The sequence below is a fragment of the Streptomyces yaizuensis genome, from assembly GCF_034961445.1.
Classification (GTDB): Bacteria; Actinomycetota; Actinomycetes; order Streptomycetales; family Streptomycetaceae; genus Streptomyces; species Streptomyces yaizuensis.
On the sequence record NZ_BSBI01000016.1, the window covers coordinates 24328 to 48261 of the forward strand.

Genomic DNA, 23934 nt, shown 5'->3' on the forward strand with positions numbered 1-23934 from the left:
TCGGGGGAGCGGATGGGTCCCTGCTCCCCGCGCACGCGGGGATGGACCCGCGGAGGCGTGGCACTGCCTCGCGGACCGGCGCTGCTCCCCGCGCACGCGGGGATGGACCCAGCCGCTGGCAGCACACGGCTTGCCATAATGCCTGCTCCCCGCGCACGCGGGGATGGACCCATGTTGCTCATGCGGCGCCGCCGAACTTGGCGCTGCTCCCCGCGCACGCGGGGATGGACCCTTCGGCAACGGCGGCGACGAGGACGACGGCGACTGCTCCCCGCGCACGCGGGGATGGACCCGAGTTCCCACGCCACTCCAGGTACGGCACGACCTGCTCCCCGCGCACGCGGGGATGGACCCTTCCGCTTCGCGTCCTGAGCGATGGCGCGGTTCCTGCTCCCCGCGCACGCGGGGATGGACCCGAAGGCCGGACCGGACAGCCCGCCCAGGGAGACTGCTCCCCGCGCACGCCGGGCCGCGAGATAGTGTCCCCCACCCGCTGTCGAGTTGAGGAGTGGACATGGTGTCACTCGCTGTTACCGGGCACATGGATCTCACCGAGGAGAGCGTCCCCCTGGTCCGGGCCGCCCTGCGGGACCTGTTGGCCCAGCACGGCCCCGAGTTGACCGGGGTGTCGTGCATCGCCGCCGGGGCGGACGCGATCTTCGCGGAGGAGGTGGTGGAGGCGGGCGGGCGGCTGGTTGTCGTACTTCCGTCCCAGGACTACCGGGAGGCGAAGGTGAAGCCCGGTCACGTGGCCGTCTTCGACCGGCTCATCGAGGCGGCGGCCGAAGTGGTGACCCTGGCGCATCCGACGGCGAACCGTGCCGCCTATGAGGCTGCCAACACCGAGCTGCTGCGGCGGGCGGACCGTCTGGTCGCGGTCTGGGACAGTTCTCCGCCGGCGGGGAAGGGCGGGACCGCCGACACGGTCGCCGAGGCGCGCGCCGCCGGGCTGCCCGTTGACGTGGTCTGGCCAAAGGGCGCTGCCCGCAAGGGTTGAGCACCCAGGCACCACTCCCTACCGCCGCAAGTCCCCGATCACACTGTCCACCACATGCTCCGCCAGCCTGTCCACCGTCGCCCGGTCCTGGCGGCGCAAAGGCCCCCGGGTGGCCAGGTCCGCGAAGCCGTGGACCGCCGACCAGCAGACCCATTGGGCGTCGGTGCGGCGCTGCGGGGTCAGCGCGCCCGCCGTCACCGCCTCGTCGAGGGTGTCGAGCAGGAGTTGGTAGGGGGGTGCCAGGCGTGGTCCGGTGGGGCCGGACAGGGTGAGGATGGCCAGGTCGAACCAGCCCGGTTCGGCGAGGGCGAAGTGGATGTAGCCGAGGCCGACTCCGCGCAGGCGGCGCAGGGCGCGTTCGGCGGGGTCCGGCGGGGCGGTGGCCGGGTCGGGGGGTGGGGTGGCCTCCTCCATGCGGTCGCGCATGGCACGGGCGGCCAGGTCCTGGGCCTCGGCGGCGACGGCGAGGACCAGGGCCTGCCAGTCGGCGAAGTGGCGGTAGGCCGCGTTCGGGGTCACGCCGACGGAGCGGGTGACCGACCGCAGGCCGAGTGCGTCGGAGCCGCCGTCGCGCGCGAGCCGGAGGCCCGCTTCGACCAGCGCCGAGCGCAGGTCGCCGTGGTGGTACGAGCGCGTGTCACTGACCATGTCTGGCGGTACCTCCCGAGGCAGTGTACAGCGTGAACATAGGGGGATGGCGGCCTTGTCACCGGTGCCCCACCCGTCCCGTGAGCGACAGAGCACGCCGGGAGAAGACGCGCGGAGGACGGCATGGAAGCGTGGGAAGGCGACGCCGGTCGTCCCCGGGACCGGCCGTACGCGCCCCGGTGGCGCGGCAGGACCCGGGGGCCGGGGCCACACGTGTGGCGCGTGAACGGGGGAGTGCTGTCCCATGGAGCTGGTCGAGGCGGCCGCCGGCCCGGCGGCCCAGGTGCTGACGCTGCGGGTGACGGCCAAGGAGTACGTCGCCGACGGGGTGGTCGCCCTCGGGCTCGCCCACGCGGACGGGGCCCGGCTCCCGGACTGGACGCCGGGCGCGCACCTCGATCTCGTCCTGCCCGGCGGCCTGGTCCGCCCGTACTCCCTGTGCGGGGACCGCTGGGACGCCCACCACTACCGCGTCGCCGTACTGCGCGAGGACGCCGGCCGGGGCGGCTCGGCCCGGATCCACGACCGGATCGCGGTGGGCGACCGCATCGGCGCCAAACGGCCCCGTAACAACTTCCCGCTGGTGCCCTCGGACCGCTACCTCTTCCTCGCGGGCGGCATCGGCATCACCCCGCTGCTCCCGATGATCCAACAGGCGGAGCTGGTCGGCGCCGACTGGCAGCTCGTGTACGGCGGGCGCCGCCGCGCCTCGATGGCGTTCCTCGACCAACTCGCCCTCCACGGCGACCGCGTGACCGTCGTCCCCGAGGACGAGTGCGGCAGACCCGATCTGAACGCCTGGCTCGGCGAGGTCCGCGCGGGGGTACGGGTCTACTGCTGCGGCCCGGCCGGGCTGCTGGACGCCGTCGCCGCCGCCTGCGCGCACTGGCCCCCGTACACCCTGCGGACCGAGCGGTTCGCCGCTCGCGCGCGGGACGCGCCCGTGCGGGACGCCCCGTTCGAGGTGGTGATGGCCCGCAGCGGTACGAGCGTCACCGTCCGGCCCGGCGCCACCGTGCTGGACGCCGTGCGCTCCGCCGGGGCGGATCTGCTCTCCTCCTGCGGGGAAGGCACCTGCGGCACCTGCGAGACCGCCGTCGTCGCGGGGGAGGTGGACCACCGTGACGCCCTGCTCACCGACGAGGAACGCGCCACCGGCGACCGGATGTACCCCTGCGTCTCCCGTTCGCGCGGCGAGCGGCTGGTGTTGGACCTGTGAAGCGCGGGCCGCATCCCATGATCGGCGACCTCGCCCCCAGCCCCGTTCAGGAGGCCCCGCCCGATGACCCGTGAACCCCGTTCGCTGCCCGTCCTCGATCTCGACCCCTTCGGCCACGACGTCCTGACCGACCCCCTGCCCTTCGACGCGGCGCTGCGCGACGCCGGACCGCTGGTGTACCTCCCCGCCCACGACGTGTACGCCACCGGCCGCTACGCCGAGGTCCACGCCGCCCTGCGGAACTGGCAGGGCCTCGGCTCCGGCGCCGGGGTCGGGCTGTCGAACTTCCGTACCGAGAAGCCGTGGCGCTCGCTGAGCGTGCTCCTGGAGGCGGACCCGCCCCACCACGACGCCCCCCGCCGGGTCCTCGCCGGCCTGCTCGGACCCGGCGCGCAGCGGCGGCTGCGGGCCGAGTGGACCGGTGTCGCGGAGGAGTTGGTCGACCGGCTGCTCCCGGGCCCCGACGGCACGGACGTCGAGTTCGACGCCGTCGCCGCGCTCGCGGAGGCGTATCCGCTGCGGGTCTTCCCCGACGCCCTCGGCATTCCCCGCGAGGGCCGCGAACACCTCCTGCCCTTCAGCGACTTCCTGCTGAACGCCTTCGGCCCGCGCAACGACCTCGTCGCCGCGGGCGCTCCGCGCGCCCGGGAGCTGTCGGCCTGGGTGAGTGCCCGCTGCACGCGCGAGACCTATGGCGGGGGCGGGTTCGGGGCGTTGATCTGGGAGGCCGCCGACCGGGGCGAGATCACCCCGGCCCAGGCCCCCCTGGTCGTCCGGTCCCTCTTCGCCGCCGGGGTCAACACCACGGTGCACGCGCTCGCCGGTCTGCTCCAGGCGTTCGCGACCCACCCCGGGCAGTGGGCGCGGCTGCGCGCCGAACCGGCGCTGGCGCGGGCGGCGTTCGACGAGGGGGTGCGCTGGGCCTCGCCGGTGCAGACGTTCTTCCGGACCGCCACCGGCGATGTGCGGATCGGGGGCGCGGTGGTGCCCGACGGGGCGAAGCTCCTGCTCTTCCTCGGGGCGGCCAACCGCGATCCGCGCCGGTGGCCCGACCCCGACACGTTCGACATCACCCGGGACCCCTCCGGCCATCTTGGGTTCGGCTTCGGGCTCCACCAGTGCGTCGGCCAGGGGCTCGCGCGGCTGGAGGTCGAGTGCCTGCTGACCGCGCTGGTGCGGCGGGTGGGGGCGCTGGAGCCCGCGGGCCCGGCCCGACGCCGCCTCAACAACACGCTGAGGTCCTGGGATTCGGTGCCGGTCCGGGCGCGGATCGCTCGTACGGAGCGGACGGAGAGGGCCGTCACACCGATTCCGTCCAGGCGTTTGCCTCGCACTGCCCGGGAGTATACGGTGTGAACACGGCCGATGTGAACAGTGTAAACTCCGGCGCGGTTCGGCAGCGGGACAGCCGCGACAGCCGGGGCGGCATGCCCGGAACACCGGGCAACCGCCCCCGGAGGAACGGCCGTCGGGCGATCCGCCGGAGACGGTGGAATGGGCGGCTCCGGCGGCCCCCGCCCCCGTGATCGCGCCGGGCCGACGGACCGCCGGACCGCCGGGCGATCCGGTGCGTGTGTGTGCCATCGATGACCAAGGGAGAAATCGCGTGACCACGGTGGATTCGGGTACGTCGAAGGGTGCCGAGGTCCCACAGCCGGAGCCGGACCCCCGGCGCTGGCAGATACTCGCCCTGCTGTCGAGCCTCCAGTTCATGATCCTGCTGGACATGACCGTCGTGAACGTGGCACTGCCCCGTATCCAGGACGGACTGGACTTCTCGGACTCCGGCCTGGCCTGGGTCGTCAACGGCTATGTGCTCGCCGCCGGCGGCCTGTTGATGCTCGGCGGCCGGCTGGCCGACGTCTTCGGACGCCGCCGGCTGCTGATGGCCGGCGTGGTCGTCTTCGCGCTCTCCTCCGCCGTGTCCGGCGCCGCCGTCGATCCCTGGATGATGGTCCTGGGCCGGTTCGGCCAGGGCGCGTCCGAGGCGCTCGCCGCGCCCGCCTCGCTCGGCCTGATCGCCCTGCTCTTCACCGACCCGAAGGAGCGGACCAAGGCCCTCGGCATCTGGGGCGGGATCATCGGACTCGGCGGCACGCTGGGCTATGTCATCTCCGGCCTCCTGACCGACCTGGCGTCCTGGCGCTGGATCTTCTTCATCAACCTGCCCGTCGCCCTCGTCGTGATGTTCCTCGTCCCGCGCATGGTCACCGAGAGCCGGATGGTCCGCGAGAAGGGCCAGAGCCTCGACATCGTCGGCGCCGTCGCCCTGACCCTGGGTCTGGTCGGCGTCGTCTACGGGCTCCTCCAGGCCGCCGACCACCCCTGGGGCTCCACGCAGGTGCTCCTGCCGCTGCTCGCCGGTGTCCTGCTGCTCGTGGTGATGGTCCTGATCGAACGGAAGGTGTCCGACCCGCTCGTCCCGCTCTCGTTCTTCGCCAACCGCACCCGCTCCATCGTCAACTTCACCACGCTGTTCTTCATGGCGGCCTTCATCTCCTACACCTTCATGCTGACCCTGTTCGAGCAGCGGGTACTGGACTACTCCCCGCTGGTCAGCGGGTTGGCGTGGCTGCCGCTGAGCGTCGGTATCGGCACCGGCATCGGCGTCGGGACCGCGCTCATCCCGAAGCTGGGCATCCGTGTGGTGGTGTCCATCGGCTACATCGGCGCCGGCGCGGGCCTCTTCCTCACCAGCATGATCGACGTGGACAGTTCGTACTGGGGCGGCATCATGCCGGGCATGCTCGTCTTCGGCCTGTTCGCCGGCATCACCATGCCCGCCGCGACCAACGCCGCCCTGCACGGCGTCACCGTCCAGAACTCCAGCCTCGCGTCCGGTGTGCAGACCACCATGCAGCAGATCGGTGGCGCGCTCGGCGTCGCCGTCCTGGTGACCCTCGCGATCCGGGACGCCGACGACGCGATGGGCGACGGAGTCTCCGCCGCCGTCGCCACCACCGAGGGGTACGGGCTGGCCTTCCGGGTGGGCGGCGCCCTGATGGTCCTCGGCGGCCTCCTGCTCCTCGCCCTGGTGGAGAAGGTCGACACCGAACTGCGCGACCCGATGGCCGAGACCGTCGCGGGCTCCCGCTGACGGCCGGGGGCCGACGCCCGACGCCCGACGACTGATCGACGGCTGAGCCGGAGGAACGAGGAACCCCGTGGGGAACGAACCGCCGGGAGGCACCCGCCTCCCGGCGGCCCCGTCCGCCGAACGGAAAGGCTGACCGAGATGACCGCAACGCCCACGACGTACGCGGCCCCCAACCAGACCGAACTGCTCTCCGTCGACGCCGACTACCTGTGGCACCCCTGGTCACCGAGCAGGGTCAGCCCCGACACCCTGGTCGCGGTCTATGGCGAGGGCTGCGAGGTACGGGACGCCGACGGCCGCACCTATCTCGACGCCAAGTCCTCCGGCCTCAACGCCACCCTGGGGTACGGCTGCCGGGCGGTCACCGACGCGATCAGCGCACAGCTCGCCCAGCTGATGACCTACGACATGGGCGAGGGCGCCAACGTGCCCGCCATCAGGCTCGCCCAGCGCATCGCCGGACTGGTCGGACCCCGGCTGACCCGCACCTTCTTCTGCAACAGCGGCTCCGAGGCCGTCGAGACCTCGCTGCGGATCGCCCGCTTCTACCACGCCGTGAGCGACGAGCCGGAGCGCACGCTCGTCGTGTCGCTCGACAACGCCTACCACGGCGCCACGATGGCGGCCGCCGCCTGCTCGGCGGGCTCCTCGCCCATCGCACCCGAGGTCGCCCCGGCCGGGTTCGTCACCGTCCGCGGGCCCGGTGGCGGTGGCGGCGGTACGGGTGAGGGCGGCGACAGCGACGGAGCAGGGGCCGGGGCGGGGGCCGGGGCCCTGCGGGACTTCCTCGCCGAGCACGGCCACCGCACCGCCGCCGTCGTGGTCGAACCGGTCCAGGCGCGCGGCGCCCACGTCGTCCCCGACGCCTATCTGCGGGCGGTCCGCCGGCTCTGCACCGACCACGGCGTCCTGCTGATCCTGGACGAGGTCACCACCGGTTTCGGCAGGACCGGCCGGATGTTCGGCTTCCAGCACGCGGGCGTCGAGCCCGACATCCTGGCCACCAGCAAGGGACTCGCCGCCGGCTATATGTCCCTCGCCGCGGTCACCACCACCCAGCATGTCTTCGAGGTCTTCGACCGGAACAAGGGGAAGGCGGGATTCGTCCACGGCCACACCCACTCCGGGCACGCCGCCGCCTGCGCCGCCGGCCTGGCCGTCATCGACGTCATCGAGGAGAACGACGTACTCGGCAACGTCCGCACGCGCGGCGCCCAGCTGCTGACCGCCCTCGAACCGCTCCGCGCCCTGCCGTACGTCCGCGAGCTGCGGGGCAGAGGGCTGCTCGCCGCCGTCGAACTCGACTCCTCCCGGCGTGCCGCGCGGGTGCGGGGGCTGATGAGACAGGACGGTGTCCTGGTGCGGCGCACCGGACGGAACATCGTTCTCGCACCGCCACTGATCATCAGCGAGACCGAGACGGCCCGGCTCGCCGGCACGCTCGTGACCGCCGTGCGGGCGGCCGCCGCCCACGCCGCCGGCACGGACTGACCGGACCGGGGCCCCTCCGCCGCGGCAGGAACGGCAGGAACGGCAGGGCCCGGCAGGAAGCGATTCACGACCCGGACGCGATCCGGGGCAGAACCGAAGGACGACCCCGGCAGGATCCGGGGCAGGAAACAGAACAAGCGCACCACCAAGAGCAGAGCAAGGAGAACCCCTCATGGCAGCTGCGGCGACCCCACAGGACATCGACACCACCTTCTCGGCGGAGATCATCAAGGAGAACACCAGCGGCTGGATCTGCGTGATCATGCCGGGCTCCGGTGACTTCTTCGGCACCCGCAAGGCCGTCAAGGTGTCCGGTGTGGCGGACGGTCACGAGTTCCAGGCGACCATGCTCCCGATGGGTGACGGCACGCATATGCTCCCGCTCCGGGCGGCCCTGCGGAAGACCCTCGGAAAGGACGCCGGCGACAACGTCACCGTGCATCTCCAGAAGCGGCTCAGCTGACATCGGTTCGGCTGTCCCCGGGACGGCGGCGGGCTGATTCCCCAACTTCCGTCCCCGCATTGTCATTTCTCTTTGGAAGGCGGTAGTTTCTGCTCATGGCTGACGCAATACAGAACGACGGTGAGACGACGGTGTCCAACCCCACTCCCAGCTGGTTCGACATTTCCACGCCGGATTCCGCGCGGGCGCGTGACTTCTACCAGAAGATGTTCGGCTGGACGGTGACCGCGCTGGACGACACCTACGCCCTCGTGGGCACCGAGAACGCCCCGCCGGCGGGCGGCATCGGCCAGGCCGGCCCGGAGAGCCCGTATGTCGGGATCGTCGTCTACTTCCCCGTCGCGGACGTGGACGTGGCGCTCGCGCGCGCCGTCGAGCTGGGCGGCACCGTGGTGATGAAGCCCCAGTCCACCGGTGACGAGCGGATCGCCGCCTTCAAGGACCTCGACGGCAACACCGTCGGTGTGACCAGCCCCTGACGGATCATCCGCAGAGATGCAGGACAGCAGGGCCCGGTGCGCGCTCGCACCGGGCCCTGCCGCTCTGTCGCCCTGTGGGACCGGCCCCTCTCCGTCAGGCGGCGAAGAACTCCATCAGCAGCGGAGCCCCCGCCTTCTGGTCGAAGAGATGGTCGTAGCCGTGCATGGTCACGAGCTTCGCCCCCCGCACCTCCACGGCGATCCGGGCGCACGCGTCATGGATCTCCCGCTGCCCCTCGTCGCCGCGCAGCACCAGCGTGGGGACCGCGATGCGGTGCAGCGCGTCGTACGGGATGTCCAGATGGTCCCGGTTGATCAGCGCGTCGTAGTAGGTGGACGGGGTCATGGTCTGGAAGGCCGCCCACGCCGGGTGGGTCTTGAACTTGACGATCGACTCGTCGTCGAGGAATCCGACGATGTCCCGGGCGAAGATCGTGACCACCTCCTCGCGGCGGTCCTCGGCGATCAGCCGCTTCAACGTCTCCACCTGCTCGGCCGTGGTCGGCGACGACCAGTACGGAGGCTCGTACAGACCCAGCCTGAGCAGCGGCAGCCCATCGGCGGCGGCCAGGACGGCGATCATCCCGCCGGTGCAGTTGGCGAACACGTGGCTCGGTTCGCCCACCGCCTCAAGGACCGCCGCCAGATCCTCGACCTCCCGCTGGATCGTCCACCGGTCCGGGTCGCCGTAGCCGCTGTCGCCCCGGCCCCGGCGGTCGTAGGTGTACACCGTGAAGTGCTCGGACATGATCGTGGACAGCGGGGTGAACATGGCGCGGTCGTTCAGCCCGCCGCCGATCACGACCACCGGCGGGCCGCTGCCGTACTTCTCGTACGCGATGACGGTGCCGTCGGCGGACACCACCGTCTCCATCGGGCAGTCGCGGGTCCCGCCGTAGTCCTCGTCGAGATCGCCGAGGATCCCGCCGCCCTCGGTCCCCGGGTCGTCCCCGGCCGGGTGGATGTCCACCGTGTCGCTCGTCCCTGGTGCTGGTTCCACCGTGCTCCGTCCCTCGGGCGTGTCGTGTCGTGTGCGGCGGCGGTCAGGCCACGAGCGCGGGCTTGCCGTACAGATGGACGGGCAGGCTCTCGTGGCCGTTCACCACGAAGCTGCCCTGCCCCACGAGCCGGTCGCGCTCCACGGCCAGCGTCAGATCGGGGAAGCGCTCGAAGAGGGCGGGGATACCGCTCATCCACGCGCTCTTCGCCAGCCGCGCGCCCAGGCAGTAGTGCACGCCGAAGCCGAACGACAGGTGCGTCTTGTCGGCACGGAGGGCGTCGAACTCGCCGGCGGTCTCCCCGTGGATCGCCGGGTCGCGGCCGACGCCGGCGAAGTCCACCAGCACGACATCGCCCCGGGACATCCGCACGCCGCCGATCTCCACGTCCTCCGTGGCGAAGCGGAACGGCAGGTGCGCGACGGGCGACTCCACCCGCAGGGTCTCCTCGAACACGTTCTCCCACGGGATCTCCCCGGCCTTGACCTTCGCGAGCAGATCGCGGTCGGTCATCAGCGCGACGGAGGCGTGGGCCAGCGCGTTCACCAGCGTCTCCGAGCCGGCGCCCAGCAGCAGATGCAGGGTCCCGATCATCTCCGAGTCGCTCAGCCGGGAGCCGTCCTCGTCCATGGCCGCGATCATCCCGGTGGTCAGGTCGTCGCCCGGGTTGTCCCGCTTGTACTGGACCAGGTTGGAGATCGCTATCTGCCACTGGTCGAGGTTGGCCGAGGCGACCTCGGCGGTGATCCGGGTGTCGATGTTCTTGTGGCCGCCCTCCAGCACCTCCGCCCGGGTCTCCACCGGCACACCGAACAGGTCGCACATCAGCCGGGTGGGCAGCTCCATATGGAAGAGGCCCTTCAGGTCCACGACCCCCTCGGCGCCCGCCGTCTCCAGGCCGTCCAGCAGCTCCTTCACCGTGGCCTCGATGTACGGCTTCATCGCGTCCACGCGGCGCTGGGTGAACGCCTTCAGCAGCAGCTTGCGCAGCCGGGCGTGGTCGACGCCGTCCTGGGTGGCCATGGTGTCCATGGCCGCCCAGGTGATCAGCGGCCAGCCGTTGGAGATCTCCCCGTTCATATAGGCCGGCCAGTTGCGCCGCGGGTTCTTGGAGAACAACTGCTCGTTGCCCATGATCTCCTTGGTGACCTCGTAGTCGTGCACCGACCACGCGAGGACACCGTCCGGCAGTTCGACCCGCGCGATCGGTCCCTGTGCGCGGAGAAGAGTGGTCTCACCGTGCGTGTCGGCGCCTTGCGGGTCGAGACGGTACGGGCATACAGCGTCTGACATGGGACACGACCTCCAGCGGGGTCCGTTGTGGTGGCTCGGTCATATCGATGCTTCATGCTATTTACCCCCGCCCCCGGCCGACTTCTTTCTGATTGCCGTCATTCCCGGAACGCCGATCGGTGTTCCCCGGGACCCGGTAACTCCCGCACGCAGGAAGAAGAACGCCGCACACCGTCCGGCGTATTTTCGAGTTTCCCGACGTTTCCCGATCCGAGGAGAGCGCCATGGAATTCGTCCTGACCCCGCCCACGGCTCCGCCCGCGCCGACCCCGGACGGTCTGGCGGCCCTGCACCACGTCGGCATCACCGTCAGCGACCTGGAACGCAGTGTCCGCTGGTACGAGGAGAAGCTCGGCATGGTCCAGTGGATGAAGGAGAGCTTCCCGGGCGGGCGGACGGCGGGGATGATGCGCCCCGGCACCGGCGTCCACCTCGGGCTCACCCAGCACGACAGCGGCACGGGCGAGGAGTTCGCCCCGCAGCGCACCGGGCTCGACCACCTCACCTTCGCCGCCGGGAGCCTCGACGAACTGCACGGCTGGCGGGGGCACCTGGCCTCCCTGGGGGTGGAGTGCAGCGAGGTGCGCGAGTACAAGGAGCCGATCGTGTTCGCCCTGTTCACCTTCACCGACCCCGACGGCGTCGCGCTGGAGGTCATGCACATCGCGGGCTGAGCCCGGCGGAGAGCCCCTACGGCGCGGAACTCCGTACGGCAGGAACCCCGTACGGAGTCCGGGCCCCGCACGCCGGCGCCACTACTTGGGAGAGCGACATGAGTGACCTGTCCGATGCACCACTGGCCGTCGTGACCGGGGCGTCCTCCGGTATCGGCGCCGAGTTCACCCGGGCCCTGCTGGCCCGCGGATACCGGGTCCTGGCCGTGGCCCGGCGGGCGGACCGGCTCGACGCCCTCGCGGCCGGATCGGACGGGCGGGTGATCCCCGAGGTCCGTGATCTCACCGCCGACGGCGCGAACGCCGCCGTCGCCGCGCGCGCCGAGGAACTGGGCGGTGCCGACCTGCTCGTCTGCAACGCCGGGCGCGGCCTGCACGGCCGCTTCATCGACGCGGACCGGGCCGACACGCTCGCCATGCTGAACCTCAACGTCCTCTCCGGCGTCGACCTCACCGCCCAGGTGGTGCCCTCGATGGTCGCGCGCGGCAGGGGCGGGGTGATCGTGGTGGCGTCGACGCTGGGCTTCGTCACGACGCCGTACCTCGCCGCGTACGGCGCCAGCAAGGCGTTCCTGCTGTCGTTCGCCGAAGCGCTCTCGACGGAGCTGCGGGGCACCGGGGTACGGGCAATGGCGCTCTGCCCCGGCCCGACCGTCTCCGAGTTCAGCGAGGTCGCTGGCCTGGGGGACAAAGTGGAGAGGACGCCGGGGCACACCACGACCGCCGAGGTGGTCACGGGGGCGCTGCGGGCCTGGGACGCGGGCCGGACCGTGACCGTGCCCGGTACTGTCACCCGGCTGATGACGGCGGCGCTCGAACTCGCCCCCCGGCCCGTCTCCCGCCGGGTCATGGAACGCATCTTCCGCTGACGGGCGCGCCACGGAGGGCCGAGGGGACGGTGCTGCCACCGCCCCCTCGGCCCTCCGTGGTCGTCCGTGGTCGTCTGTGGTCGTCAGCGTGCTTCGAGTGTGCGGCGGAACGCCCGCAGTTCCGCCACGAACAGCTCCGGCTGCTCCATCGCGGCGAAGTGTCCGCCCCGCTCGGCCTCCGTCCACCGGACGATCCTCGGGTTCCTGCGCTCGGCCAGCCGCCGGATGGGCTGCGCGAGATCCGCCGGGTACACCGTGACCCCCAGCGGCCCCGGCACCGACGGCAGCGGCGGCGGCGGAGCGGACGTGATCGGCATGAACGCGGCGTTGTCGGCGTAGAGATGCCCCGCCGTCCCCGCCGTGCCGGTCAGCCAGTACAGCGACACCTGCGCCAGCAGCGTGTCCCGGTCGATGGCCTCTTCCGGGCTCTTCTCCGCGTCGCTCCACTCGTAGAACTTCTCGACGTTCCAGGCGAGCTGGCCGATCGGCGAGTCCGTCAGGCCGTACCCCAGGCTCTGCGGTCGGGTCGCCAGCAGCTTCATATAGCCGGAGCCGTCGTCGGCGAACGCGCCGAGACGCTGGAGCCTGGCCAGGTCGGCCGCGTCCAGGTCCGCCAGCTCCGCCGGGTCCCCGGACGGCGCGGTGAACAGGAAGTTCACATGCGTACCGAGGACATGCTCCGGGTCGGTCGCCCCCAGCAGGATCGCCACCGACGCCCCCAGGTCACCGCCCTGCGGCAGGTAGCGGTCATACCCCAGCGACGCCATCAGCTCCGCCCACATGCCCGCCACCCGGGGCAGGGTCCACCCGTGCTCGGTGAGCGGCCCGGAGAAGCCGAACCCCGGCAGCGACGGCACGACCACATGGAAGGCGTCCGCGGGATCGCCGCCGTGCGCCCGCGGGTCGGTCAGCGGCCCGATCACATCGAGGAATTCGATGAACGAGCCGGGCCAGCCGTGGGTGAGCAGCAGCGGGACCGCGTCCGGCTCGGGCGACCTGACATGCAGGACGTGGATGTCCGCGCCGTCGATGACGGTCATGAACTGCGGAAAGGCGTTGATACGGGCCTCGGTGGCCCGCCAGTCGTAGCCGTCGCGCCAGTACGCGGCCAGCTCCCGGAGATAGGACTGCGGCACGCCCCTGCTCCAGCCGGTGTCGGGGACCTCGGCCGGCCAGCGGGCCGAACCGAGCCGCGCGCGGAGATCGTCCAGGGCTTCCTGCGGTATGCCGACGCGGAACGGGCGCATCACGTACTCCTCATCTCTCACTGCGTCTCTCACTGCGTCTCACCGTGGGATCTGCGGGATCCGCGTGAGCTGCATGGACGGTACAAGGCCCGCGATCACCGGCCTACCGCCTGGGCGATACGGAGCACGACAGGAGAAACCGCCGCCCCGCCCGCCCCCGCAGGCCCCGGCCGGACGGGCACTGCGCAACGTCGGAGAAGAGGAGTCGACGGCCCCGGGTCTAGCGTTTCCGGCGTCCGCTCACCCGTCCGACCAGCCAGGGGAGGCGCACCGCCATGGTTACCAGGACCGGCGACCACGCCGTCGTGCTCGGGGGCAGTATCGGCGGCCTGCTCGCCGCTCGTGTGCTGTCCGAGTCCTATCACCGGGTCACCGTCATCGACCGCGACGACCTCACGGGATCGGGCATGAGCCCGCGTCCGGCGGTCTCCTGGTCCATCCACATCCACGCCCTGCTCGAACGCGGCCGGCGGATCCTGGAGGAGCTGTTCCCCGGGTTCGTGGACGATCTGCTCGCCCTCGGGGTCCCCGTCGGCGACTACGGCACCACCTGCCACTACTACTTCAACGGCCGGATGCTCGCCGAGACCGAGACCGGGATGGCGTGCGTGGGCGCCAACCGGCCCGTCCTGGAGCACGGGATCCGTACCCGGGTGGCCGCGCTGCCCGGTGTGGTGCTGCGGGAACGCACCGACATCGTGGGTCTGGTGGCCTCCGCCGACCGCGGCCGGATCACCGGTGTACGGGTCCAGCCGCGCGCCGGAGTCGACGGCGCGCCCGGCGGGGAAGAGATCGTCGAGGCCGATCTGATCGTCGACGCCACGGGGCGGGCCTCGCGCACCCCCCGCTGGCTGGAGGAGTTCGGGTACGAGCGCGCCCCCGAGGAGAAGGTCCACATGGACCTGACGTACACGACCATGGACTTCGTCGGGCCGCTGCCCCACGACCCGCTCGGCGACGACATCGCGCTGGTCCCCACCGCGACGCCCGACCGGCCGCGCGGGGCCATCTTCGCCCGGCTGTCGGACCGTTACGCGCTCACGCTCACGGGGATCCGCGGCGACCGCCCGCCGACCGACCCCGAGGGCTTCCTCGCGTACACGAGGACACTGCCGATACCCGACATCTATGAGGCGGTCCGGGACGCCGAGCAGCGCGGCCCGGCGGGCAGCTTCCGCTTCCCGGCGAGCGTGCGGCACCGGTACGAGCGCCTGCGGCGCTTCCCCGCCGGGTATCTCGTCGTCGGCGACGCGGCCTGCACCTTCAACCCCGTCTACGCCCAGGGCATGACCGTCGCCGCGATGGGCGCGATCGTGCTGCGGGAGCACCTGAGGCGGGGCGCGGAGCCCCGGGCCGAGGCCTTCTTCCGCGACCTGGCCAAGGTCACCGACGCTCCGTGGAACATGTCGGCAGCCGCCGATCTGGGATATCCCGGGGTGCGGGGGCGGCGGACGCTCGCGACCCGGATGGGCAATCTGTATGTGAGGAAGGTGCAGGCGGCGGCCGCGAACGACGCGGTGGTGGCGCGGAGTTTCATCCGGGCGATCTCGCTCGTCGACCCGCCGCAGGCGCTGATGAAGCCGTCGCTGATGCGGCGGGTGTTCTTCGGGCCCGGGGCGGGGCGGCCCGTTGAGACGCCGGGCTCCGGCGCGTCCTCCTCCGGCTCCTCCACCACGGTGGGCTGAGCCGCCCCGGCCGGCCCGGACCGCGGCCCACCGCCGGTGGCGTACACGGCGTTCCGTCCCCGCCCCCGTTCCTTTCTTCCTTACTTCCTTACTTCCTTCCACCGTACGAGGAGTCCCGGTGACCCGTCCCCGGCCGGCCGGCGTCCAGCCACGCGCCGCCGCAGCCCCCGCCGCCACCCGCCTGCGATGGGCGGCACTGGTCCTGCTGTGCGTCGCCAACTTCGCCGTCCTGCTGGACTCGCAGAGCGTGATCCTCGCCCTGCCCCAGCTCGCCGGCGACCTCGGCATGTCCGCCGGGGACGCGCAGTGGGTCCTCAGCGCCAAGCTGATCACCTTCGGCGGTCTGCTGCTGCTCGGCGGCCGGACCGCCGACCGGCTCGGCCGCCGCCGGGTCTTCATGGCCGGGACGGCGGTCTTCCTCGTCAGCTCGGTGATCTGCGGACTCGCCCCGAACGGCGAGGTCATCATCGCCGCGCGGGTGCTCGGCGGCGTGTCGGCGGCGCTGATGGTCCCCACCGCGCTGTCGATCCTCCTCAACACCTTCCCGGAGGGGAAGGACCGCAACACCGCGCTCGCGGGCTGGGCGGGCATCGGGGGCATCGGCGCCACGGCGGGCCTGCTCCTGGGCGGCCTGCTCACGGAGGAGTTCGGCTGGCAGTGGGTGTTCTTCGTCAACGTGCCCGTCGCCCTGCTCGTCCTGGCGCTCTCGCCCGTCCTGCTGGGCGAGAGCCACGGCAGGGACAACCAAGGCCCGTACAACGTCACCGGCGCACTGACCAGCACACTCGCCCTCGTCGCCCTCATCCTCGCCGTCAGCAGGGCCTCCGTGAACGGCTGGACGGGCCCGCGCACCCTCGGGCTGCTCGCCGCGTTCGCCGCCCTCGTCGCGGTCTTCGCCGCCGTCGAACGGACATCCGCCTCACCGTTGCTGCCGCTGTCGCTGCTGCGGCGGGGCACGCTCGCCGGGGGCAACCTCGTCACGCTGACCATGGGGATGGCCGCGTTCGGCCTCTCGGTCACCATCTCCCAGTACGGGCAGGTCGTCCTCGGGCACGGTCCGCTGGAGTTCGGCCTGCTCCAGTCCGTGATGCCGTTCCTCGCGTTCGTCGGCGCGTACGCGGGGCAGTCCGTGGTGACCCGGATCGGCTTCCGGCCGGTGGTCGGGGCCGGCCTGGTCCTGCTCTGCGCCGGATCCCTGCTGTTGTCCCGGGTTCCGGCGGACGGCAGTTACGTCCCCGACATCCTGTGGGGCCTGGTCGTCTTCGGGCCCGGCCTGGGGGCGGGTACGGCCGCCGCGTCCGTGGCCGCGCTCGCCCGGGTCCCCGAGCGGGCCAGCGGCGTCGCCTCCGGAGTCACCGTCGCCGCCCTCCAGGTCGGGGGCGCGCTGGGCATCGCCGTCGTCACCTCGGTGGCCACCGCGTACACCACCGGTCCGGGCGCCGCCGGTATGACGGCGGGGCTGCGGGCCGCGTTCACGGCGTGCGCCGTGTTCGTCCTCATCGGCATGGTCCTGGCCGCCCTGCTGCTGCGACGCCGCCCGGAACCCGCGACGGCGGACGCGGTGGACGGGGGCACCGGGTCCCCGGAGCGGAAGGCGGACCTTCCGCTCGCCGGCTGAGACGGGCCGGCTGAGACGGGCCGGACCGGGCCGGGAAGCGCACTCTGGAATATGCGCCGGTGATCCACCGGCTGACAGGATGCAGAGGCGCCCGGGGGGAGACGATCGCGGTCCGGTCGGTGCCCGGAGAACTGTTCCGCGACACGAGGACACGCGGAAGGAGACTCCCGGTGACCGAGCCGGAGCCCGAGCCCCAGCCCCAGCCCCTGCGTGTGCCCATGACGGTGGTATCCGCCGACGGCACCCCGCTGGCCTGCGAACGGACCGGCGAGGGACCTCCTGTCGTCCTCGTCGGCGGCGGCCTCAGCCACAAGGGGATGTTCGACAGGCTCACCGACGCGCTGTCCGGCCGGTTCACGGTGGTCACCTACGACCGCCGGGGGCGCGGCGGGAGCGGCGGTGGCGGGGGCGGCGAACCCGGGCAGTACTCCATCGACCGGGAGACCGAGGACCTGACCGCCGTGGTCGGGGCCCTGGACGGCCCGGTGTCCGTCTTCGCCAACTGCACCGGCGGGATCATCACCGTCCGCGCCGCCACCCGGGGCCTGCCCCTGGCCCGGCTGGCGCTGTACGAACCCCCCTACGGCGCCCCGCCGAACCCGCCCGGCTATCTGGACCGGCTGCGGCGGCTCGTCGCGCGGGGCCGCAGGGCGGAGGCCGTCACCCTGTTCTGGCGGGAATCCGTCCGCTTCGACGAGGACGTGATCGAACGGCTCACGGCGCACCGGGCGTGGGAGACCTTCCTGGACCTCGCGCCCACCCTCGTCCACGACGGCGTCATCAGCGAGCGGCACGCGGCGATCCCCCGGGACGCACTGCACCGGATCACCGCCCCCGTGCTCGTCCTGGGCGGGTCCCTCAGCCCCCGCTGGATCCAGGACACGTGCACCACGCTCGCCCGGCGGATACCCGAGGCCCGCTACACCCGTATCCGGGGCGAGGGGCACGTCTTCCCCCAGGAGGCCGCCGCGCCCCTGCTGAGGGATTTCTTCCTTTCCTGACCCGGCTCGATCCGGCCAGCTTATTCCGGCCGGTCCATTCCGGCCTGTTCTGCGCAAGGCGCGGAACGCCGTCCCCGCGCAGAAACGGAGAGAAACACACATGTCCAAGGACACGGCATTCGTCGTTCGCTACACCATGCGCCCGGAAACCGCCGACGCCAATCAGGAGCTGGTGGAGAATGTCTTCGCCGAATTGTCCCGGAAGCGGCCCGAAGGCGTACGCTACGCCTCGCTCCGGCTCGCCGACGGGGTGACCTTCGTCCATGTCGCGATCATCGAGGAGGGCGCCATGCAACTGACCGACCTCGCCGCGTTCCAGGAGTTCCAGAAGGGATTCGCCGAGCGCGCGGACGGTACGCCGCAGGCGGGCCCCGCCACCGTCGTGGGGTCGTGGGGGTTCGCCCCGTGACCGGGCTCCGTCCCGTGACCGGGCTCCGTCCCGCGACCCTGGAGTGGACCGCCGCGCCAGGACCGGGGGTCGTTCCCGTGCCCGAGCTGCGCGGTACCCTCAGCACCGCCGCCGCCGACCTCACCGGCGCGGCCCGCGACTTCGGGAACCGGCTCCACCACCGGCCGCTCGCCGTGCTGCTCCCGGCCGACGCCGCCGACATCGCCGCCGTCGTGCGGTTCGGCCGCGCCTGCGGCATCCCGGTCGTGCCCCGGGGCGCCGGGCACTCGGTCGACGGCCAGGCCCAGGCCCGCGACGGGATCGTGGTCGACCTGACCTCGCTCGCCGCCGTCGGCCCGCCCGCCGGCGACCGGGTCGCGGCGGATGCCGGCGCCCGGTGGAGCACCGTCGTGGACGCCACCCTTCCGCATGGTCTGGCGCCCCCCGTCCTCCCCGACCACCTGGGGCTCTCCGTCGGCGGCACCCTCGCGGCCGGAGGGTTCGGCGGCGCCAGCCACCGGTACGGCTCCCAGGCCGACAACGTCCACGCGCTCGACGTCGTCACCCCCACCGGCGACCTGGTCCCCTGCTCACCCACCCGGGACGCCGACCTCTTCGACGCCGTACGCGGCAGCCAGGGGGAGTACGGGATCATCACCCGCGCCGCCCTCGCGCTGACCCCGGCCCCGGCCCTGGCGCGCGTCCACCGGCTCGTCTACCGCGACCTCTCCACCTTCCTCGCCGATCAGCTGCTCCTCATCGGCGAAGGCCGCTTCGACCACGTCTCCGGCCAGGCGCTCGCCGGGGGGCCGGCCCGGCCCGGCCCGAACCGGTCCGGCGCCGAGGGCTGGACCTTCGTCCTGGAGGCGGTGGCCGGATTCGACCCCTCGTCCGCACCCGACGACGGGGCCCTGCTCGACGGGCTCCGGTACGAGCGCGGCGCGGGCGAGAGCGGCACGGTGGCGTACGGGGACTTCCTGCGCAGGCTCGCCCCGATCGAGGCCGGGCAGCGCGCCACCGGTTCCTGGCAGGGGCATCCGCACCCGCGGCGGACCGTCCTGCTGCCGGGCCGGCACGCCGAAGGGGTCATCCAGGCCACGCTGCGCGGGCTGACCGCACGCGAACTCGGCGTGGGCGGCTCGGTGCTGCTGTATCCCTTCGCCACCGCCCGGATCGCCGCTCCGCGCGTACCGAGGGCGCGGGACGCCGTCACCGTGCTCTTCGGGCTCCAGCGCACGGCGCCGCCCGGGGAACCCGCCGCGCTGGAGGGGATGCTGCGGGGGAACGCCTCCCTCCGCTCCCTCGCCGAGAGCCTGGGCGGGGCCGGGTACTCGGGGCCCACGGCGTACCACGAGGCCCGGGTGCGGCCCCGGGCGGTCCGGCCGCCCGGCTGAGCCGCCCACGTACACCTTCGCGCACCGCCGTTCACGGCCCGTCGGGAGACTCCCGGCGGGCCGTCCGCGTTTCCGGGAGCCTCCCGGGGCGGCGGCGGGTGTCCGAAAGCATCCGAACCGCTTCTGCAAACCGTCCGGCCGACTTATAAAAAGGAGGCCGAATTCGTTCGGGCAAGATAGCGGAATTTCCCCGGAAGCGCTTCCTCCGGATTGCTCTAGTATTTCATTGACCGGCTACATCTATATCGGTAAAGTCGTGGTCGAGCGCCTTCGGAAAATGCTTTTCGGAACTCCGTGGCGTCGAAATTTCCCCCCATGAAGGAGTGATTTCATGCGAGTGAAGAACCGCGTCGCCAAGATAGTCGCCGGCTCGGTGGTCGCACTCGGAATGACGGTGGCCTTCCAGGCCCCCGCCATGGCGGCGCCGACGGTGTCGGTGACGCCCTCGTCCGGGCTGGCGGACGGTGCCGTGGTGCAGGTGGCCGGCGGCGGCCTCCAGCCCGGTGTCACCTACTCCGTCGGTCAGTGCGCCGAGGTCGAGCCCGGCGTGCTGGCGTGCAACCCGGCCAACGCCCGGGTGACCGCCGGTGCCGACGGCCGGGTCAGCACCCCGCTGAAGGTCGCCAAGAAGTACCAGGGCGTCCGCTTCGACGACACCGTCTGGGGCACCGTGGACTGCGCGGTCGTCCAGTGCGTCGTCGGTCTGTCCGACAGCACCGGGCAGGGCCCCGCGGGTGTCCCCGTCTCCTTCCTGTGAGCCGGTCGCACCGCTGAGTCGGCAGTCGGCAATTGGCAATCGGCAATCAGCGGTCAGAAATCGGTGAGCCGGCGAGTCGGTGAGCCGGTGACCGGTACCGGAAACGGGCAGCGCTGACATCGTTGTCCCCCCACCACGGCCCGTCGGGAGACTCCCGGCGGGCCGTTCCGGTGCCCGCCGCCGGACGGTGGTCACCCGTCACCCGTCACCCGGCCCGGACGAGTCCTTCGATGACCCGGTCCACGACCTGCGCGGCCAGCGGCTCCATGACCGCGTGCTCCTGCCCGTACAGCGGTCCACGGGTCGCGAGATCGGCGAAGCCGTGCACCGTCGACCAGCACAGCCACTCAGCGTTCACGCGCCGCTCGGGAGTCAGCACCCCGGCGTCGACCATCGCGTCCAACGCGTCCAGCAGCAGCTGGTACGGGGGCGGCACCCGGTCCTCCACGGTCACGGACTCGCCGGGGTCGTCGCCGCTCCCCGGGTTCTTCAGGGTGAGGATGGCCAGTTCGAACCAGCCGGGCTCGGTCAGGGCGAACCGGATGTACCCGGTCCCCACCCCGCGCAGCAGCCCCAGCGCGCGCTCCCCGGCTCCGGCGTCCGGCGCGATCGCCGCCATCTCCTCCCGCATGGCCGCGGCGAGCAGGCCCTGCGCCTCCACCGCGACGGCCAGGACGAGCGCCTGCCGGTCGGCGAAGTGGCGGTAGGCGGCGTTGGGCGAGACGCCCACGGAACGCGTCACCACGCGCAGGCCGAGCGCTTCGGCGCCGCCCTGGCGGGCGAGCCCGAGCCCGGCTTCGAGGAGGGCGGAGCGCAGATCGCCGTGATGGTACGAGCGCGCCTCGGCCATGGGTGCCCTGCCTCCCGCTCCGGTGTGTGCCGTGTGAACATGGCTGTTCAAGCCAGCACCCGACCCTACCTTGACCGGAAACAGTTCCTGTGCGGACGCGGCTTCCGGCCCCGGGGCGCCCGGGTGGTCGCCGGGAGCGGGCCGGCCGCGCGTGCGCCCCGGCGTGCGGACGCCCGGGGCGGTGTCGTACCCGCTCCGGGCGCAAGGATGGAGGACGGCGGCGCGGAGCGGAAGCCCCTGACCGCATGGTGGCCGGGCGCTCCACCGGGCCTCCACCGGGCGCTCCACCGGGCCGCCGGCGGGGCCCGGGGCGGAGGGGCCCGGGACCGGCGGGGGACTCAGCCGGAAAGCTCCGCCGGTCCGCCCGGTCCGCCCGGTCCGCCCGGTCCGCCCGGTCCGCCCGGTCCGCCCGGTCCGATCCCGCCGGCCCGGTCCGCCGGGTCCGCGTGGTCCTCTGTGACCGGTGCCGTGCCCGCCGGGTCCGCGTGGTCCTCTGTGACCGGTGCCGTGCCCGCCGGGTCCGCGGGGTCCGCCGCGCCGGGCGCCGGGCTCTCCTCCGCCGCCAGCCGCCGGGCCGCCTCCGCCCGCAGCGCCATCTTGTCGGTCTTCCCGAGGGGCGTCAGCGGCAGCGCGGCCACCTCGAAGAGCCGCTCGGGGAACTTGAACGCGGCGAGCCCGGCGCGGATCATGACCGCCCGTATCCCCGCCAACTCCACCCGGGACCCGTCGGCGGCCACGACGAACAGGCAGACCCGCTCACCGAGTTCGGCGTCCGGCATGGCCACGGCGGCGGCCTGGACCACACCCGGGATCTGGTACGCGAAGTTCTCGATCTCCTCGGCGTTGATCTTCTCGCCGCCCCGGTTGATCACATCCTTCTCCCGGCCCACCACGACCAGATTCCCGTCGGGGGTCCGCCGCACGATGTCGCCGGTGCGGTACCAGCCGTCCCCGGTGAACGACCGCGCGTCCAGGGCGGGGGAGTCGTAGTAGCCCCGCAGGGTGTACGGCCCCCGGGTGAGCAGTTCGCCCGGCTCCCCGTCGGGCACGTCCCCGCCCCGCGGGTCCACGATCCGTATCTCGTCGTCCGGGCAGATCGGCCGCCCCTGGGTGTGGTGGACCACGTCCTCCGGATCGTCGAGCCGGGTCAGGCAGAGCAGCCCCTCCGCCATCCCGAACACCTGTTGCAGCGTGCACCCCAGCTCCGTACCGACCCTGCGGGCCGCTTCGGGCGTCAGCCGCGCCGCGCCGACCTGGAGGAGTTCCAGCGACCCCAGGTCCGTGTCCGGGTGCTCCGCGCGGTGGGCGAGCCAGCGCATCGCGACCGCCGGCACCACCGACACGGCCGTCACCCGCTCCCGCTCGATCGCCTCGAACGCCGCCTCGGGCGCCGGTGAGCCGGCGATGACCACCCGTCCCCCGGAGAGCAGCGTGCCGAGCACCCCGGGGCCGGTGTTGGGGAAGCCGTGCCCGAGCGGCAGGACCGCGAGATAGACCGTGTCGGGCCCGAACGCGCACAGCTCCGCCGCCCGCTTGATCATGTAGGCGAGGTCGTTGTGGGTCCGCGGGACCAGCTTCGGCAGCCCCGTCGTCCCCCCGGACAGCTTGAGCATCGCGACCTCCGCACCGCCGGGCGCGGCGGCGTCGAGCACGGCGGCCACCGCCCCGGGGTCGGCGGCGGGCTCGCACAGCGCCCGCAGGTCGACACAGCCCGGCCGGACCTCGTCGCCCGCGACGAGGACGTGTTCCACGCCGTACACCGTCCCGGCGATCTCGCACCCCATCGCCTGGTGGTCGAAGCCCTTGAAACGGTCGGGCACCACGATCGCCCTGGCGCCCGCGTGCGCCACCACACCGGACAACTCGTGCGTCCGGTGCTGCGGCAGCGTCCACACCGGCAGGACGCCCAGCCGCAGGCAGGCCACCGTGACGACGACGTGTTCCCAGCAGTTCGGCAGCTGCACCACCACTCGGTCACCGGGCTCCAGACCGAGCGCGCCCAGCCGCCGCGCGGCGCCGTCGGCGCGCGCCAGCAGCTCCCCGTAGGTCATCCGGACCGGACCGTCGACGAGACAGACCGCGTCGGGGAACCGGCGCGCGCTCGCCGCCAGGTGCGATCCCAGCGACCTGCCCTCCCAGTAACCGAGCGCGGCATAGCGCGCGGCCGTGTCGGCGGGCCGGGGGACGGATCCGGAACGGGACGGGCTCACCGCTGTCTCGGGCATGTGGATGCTCCTGCTCCTCGATGGACGGCCGGGTCACGAAGGACGGTACGAAGGACGGTACGAAGGGCGGTACGAAGGGGGACGCGAAGGAGTGCCGGCGCGACGGCCACCGCCCTCCCGCCACGGGAAGCCTAGGGACTCCTTCCGCCCCTGACGTCTCGCCGATTGCTGACTCCCACCGCACTCCGGAGGGTCCCCGGCACGCCGCACGACAGAAGTTGTCACACAGCAGGCGCCGGACAGAACCTTTCGCTCAGCGGGGCCGCTCGCCGTCGCGCGGCCGACCCCCGTGGACCGAGCGGTGCGGCGCGGCACGTTCACAAGCGGCCGCCACGCGGCTACGACGCCATGACGCCGCAGCCACCGCACGACAACGAGGCGGCGCAGAACGGTACGGAGCGGTACAGGGCGGCAGCGCTGTGCGCAACAGCGCCGCCGTACACGAGTTGACGGACCGGGCCCCGTGGCCCGGCTCCCCAGACAGGACAGACAGAGGGCCCGCGCCCCACCGCGCACGGAATCCGGCCGCGGTGGACGCCCG

The 23934-nt window shown here is 72.6% G+C and carries 21 protein-coding genes and 1 CRISPR repeat array (1 of these 22 only partly in view); of the genes, 15 read left to right on the top strand and 6 right to left on the bottom strand.

What is annotated here, in order from left to right:
- Positions 1–416: direct repeats of the CRISPR family, unit length 29 nt; unit sequence CTGCTCCCCGCGCACGCGGGGATGGACCC (it extends 408 nt beyond the left edge of the window).
- Between the two features lie 98 nt (positions 417–514).
- Positions 515–997: a hypothetical protein gene (locus SYYSPA8_RS31025; protein ID WP_323450733.1), complete on the top strand. Its 483-nt coding sequence runs from the start codon at positions 515–517 to the stop codon at positions 995–997.
- 18 nt (positions 998–1015) lie between these two features.
- On the opposite strand, the gene SYYSPA8_RS31030 is transcribed toward SYYSPA8_RS31025, so the two are convergent.
- Positions 1016–1645 (bottom strand): TetR/AcrR family transcriptional regulator, encoded by a 630-nt coding sequence (locus SYYSPA8_RS31030; protein ID WP_323450734.1) that lies wholly within the window; start codon positions 1643–1645, stop codon positions 1016–1018.
- Positions 1646–1889: 244 nt separating this feature from the next.
- Between SYYSPA8_RS31030 and SYYSPA8_RS31035 the strand changes: the two genes are divergently transcribed.
- From SYYSPA8_RS31035 to SYYSPA8_RS31060, 6 genes are all read left to right on the top strand, one after another.
- Positions 1890–2864 (top strand): PDR/VanB family oxidoreductase, encoded by a 975-nt coding sequence (locus SYYSPA8_RS31035; RefSeq protein WP_323450735.1) that lies wholly within the window; start codon positions 1890–1892, stop codon positions 2862–2864.
- A gap of 63 nt (positions 2865–2927) precedes the next feature.
- On the top strand, positions 2928–4220 hold the full coding sequence (locus SYYSPA8_RS31040) for a cytochrome P450 (protein ID WP_323450736.1): 1293 nt from the start codon (positions 2928–2930) through the stop codon (positions 4218–4220).
- Between the two features lie 250 nt (positions 4221–4470).
- A complete protein-coding gene (locus SYYSPA8_RS31045; RefSeq protein WP_323450737.1) occupies positions 4471–5961 on the top strand; it encodes an MFS transporter in 1491 nt (496 codons plus the stop codon).
- Positions 5962–6099: 138 nt separating this feature from the next.
- Complete coding sequence (locus tag SYYSPA8_RS31050) at positions 6100–7452, top strand: aminotransferase family protein (RefSeq protein WP_323450738.1); 1353 nt, start codon at positions 6100–6102, stop codon at positions 7450–7452.
- Between the two features lie 172 nt (positions 7453–7624).
- Positions 7625–7915 (top strand): DUF1905 domain-containing protein, encoded by a 291-nt coding sequence (locus tag SYYSPA8_RS31055; protein WP_323450739.1) that lies wholly within the window; start codon positions 7625–7627, stop codon positions 7913–7915.
- 95 nt (positions 7916–8010) lie between these two features.
- Positions 8011–8394 carry a VOC family protein gene (locus tag SYYSPA8_RS31060; RefSeq protein ID WP_323450740.1) on the top strand — a complete coding sequence of 128 codons (384 nt, stop codon included), beginning with the start codon at positions 8011–8013 and terminating at the stop codon, positions 8392–8394.
- 94 nt (positions 8395–8488) lie between these two features.
- Here the strand turns inward: SYYSPA8_RS31060 and SYYSPA8_RS31065 are convergent, their stop codons facing one another.
- Complete coding sequence (locus SYYSPA8_RS31065) at positions 8489–9394, bottom strand: alpha/beta fold hydrolase (RefSeq protein WP_323450741.1); 906 nt, start codon at positions 9392–9394, stop codon at positions 8489–8491.
- Between the two features lie 43 nt (positions 9395–9437).
- Complete coding sequence (locus SYYSPA8_RS31070; protein ID WP_323450742.1) at positions 9438–10685, bottom strand: cytochrome P450 family protein; 1248 nt, start codon at positions 10683–10685, stop codon at positions 9438–9440.
- Between the two features lie 224 nt (positions 10686–10909).
- On the opposite strand from SYYSPA8_RS31070, the gene SYYSPA8_RS31075 reads away from it, so the two are divergent.
- Together SYYSPA8_RS31075 and SYYSPA8_RS31080 are read left to right on the top strand one after the other, a co-directional pair.
- Positions 10910–11359, top strand: coding sequence for a VOC family protein (locus tag SYYSPA8_RS31075; RefSeq protein WP_323450743.1), 450 nt, complete (start codon positions 10910–10912; stop codon positions 11357–11359).
- Between the two features lie 98 nt (positions 11360–11457).
- Positions 11458–12228 (top strand): SDR family NAD(P)-dependent oxidoreductase, encoded by a 771-nt coding sequence (locus tag SYYSPA8_RS31080; protein ID WP_323450744.1) that lies wholly within the window; start codon positions 11458–11460, stop codon positions 12226–12228.
- A gap of 83 nt (positions 12229–12311) precedes the next feature.
- Here SYYSPA8_RS31080 and SYYSPA8_RS31085 read toward each other — a convergent pair whose 3' ends face one another.
- Positions 12312–13475, bottom strand: coding sequence for an epoxide hydrolase family protein (locus SYYSPA8_RS31085; RefSeq protein ID WP_323450745.1), 1164 nt, complete (start codon positions 13473–13475; stop codon positions 12312–12314).
- Between the two features lie 275 nt (positions 13476–13750).
- Between SYYSPA8_RS31085 and SYYSPA8_RS31090 the strand changes: the two genes are divergently transcribed.
- From SYYSPA8_RS31090 to SYYSPA8_RS31115, 6 genes are all read left to right on the top strand, one after another.
- Positions 13751–15160: an FAD-dependent oxidoreductase gene (locus SYYSPA8_RS31090; RefSeq protein ID WP_323450746.1), complete on the top strand. Its 1410-nt coding sequence runs from the start codon at positions 13751–13753 to the stop codon at positions 15158–15160.
- Positions 15161–15278: 118 nt separating this feature from the next.
- Positions 15279–16778: an MFS transporter gene (locus SYYSPA8_RS31095; protein WP_323450747.1), complete on the top strand. Its 1500-nt coding sequence runs from the start codon at positions 15279–15281 to the stop codon at positions 16776–16778.
- Between the two features lie 170 nt (positions 16779–16948).
- Positions 16949–17779, top strand: coding sequence for an alpha/beta fold hydrolase (locus tag SYYSPA8_RS31100; RefSeq protein WP_323450748.1), 831 nt, complete (start codon positions 16949–16951; stop codon positions 17777–17779).
- A gap of 100 nt (positions 17780–17879) precedes the next feature.
- Entirely contained in the window at positions 17880–18188 is a 309-nt protein-coding gene (locus SYYSPA8_RS31105) for a hypothetical protein (protein WP_323450749.1), read from the top strand.
- Positions 18189–18202: 14 nt separating this feature from the next.
- Positions 18203–19561, top strand: a complete 1359-nt coding sequence (locus tag SYYSPA8_RS31110; RefSeq protein WP_323450750.1) for an FAD-binding protein — start codon at positions 18203–18205, stop codon at positions 19559–19561.
- A 331-nt stretch (positions 19562–19892) separates the two neighbouring features.
- Entirely contained in the window at positions 19893–20318 is a 426-nt protein-coding gene (locus SYYSPA8_RS31115; protein WP_323450751.1) for an enediyne antibiotic chromoprotein, read from the top strand.
- A gap of 205 nt (positions 20319–20523) precedes the next feature.
- On the opposite strand, the gene SYYSPA8_RS31120 is transcribed toward SYYSPA8_RS31115, so the two are convergent.
- The gene (locus SYYSPA8_RS31120) at positions 20524–21168 is read right to left on the bottom strand and encodes a TetR/AcrR family transcriptional regulator (protein ID WP_323450752.1); all 645 of its coding nucleotides are present in this window, start codon (positions 21166–21168) and stop codon (positions 20524–20526) included.
- Between the two features lie 338 nt (positions 21169–21506).
- Positions 21507–23393, bottom strand: a complete 1887-nt coding sequence (locus SYYSPA8_RS31125; protein ID WP_323450753.1) for a (2,3-dihydroxybenzoyl)adenylate synthase — start codon at positions 23391–23393, stop codon at positions 21507–21509.
- Positions 23394–23934 lie beyond the last annotated feature (541 nt).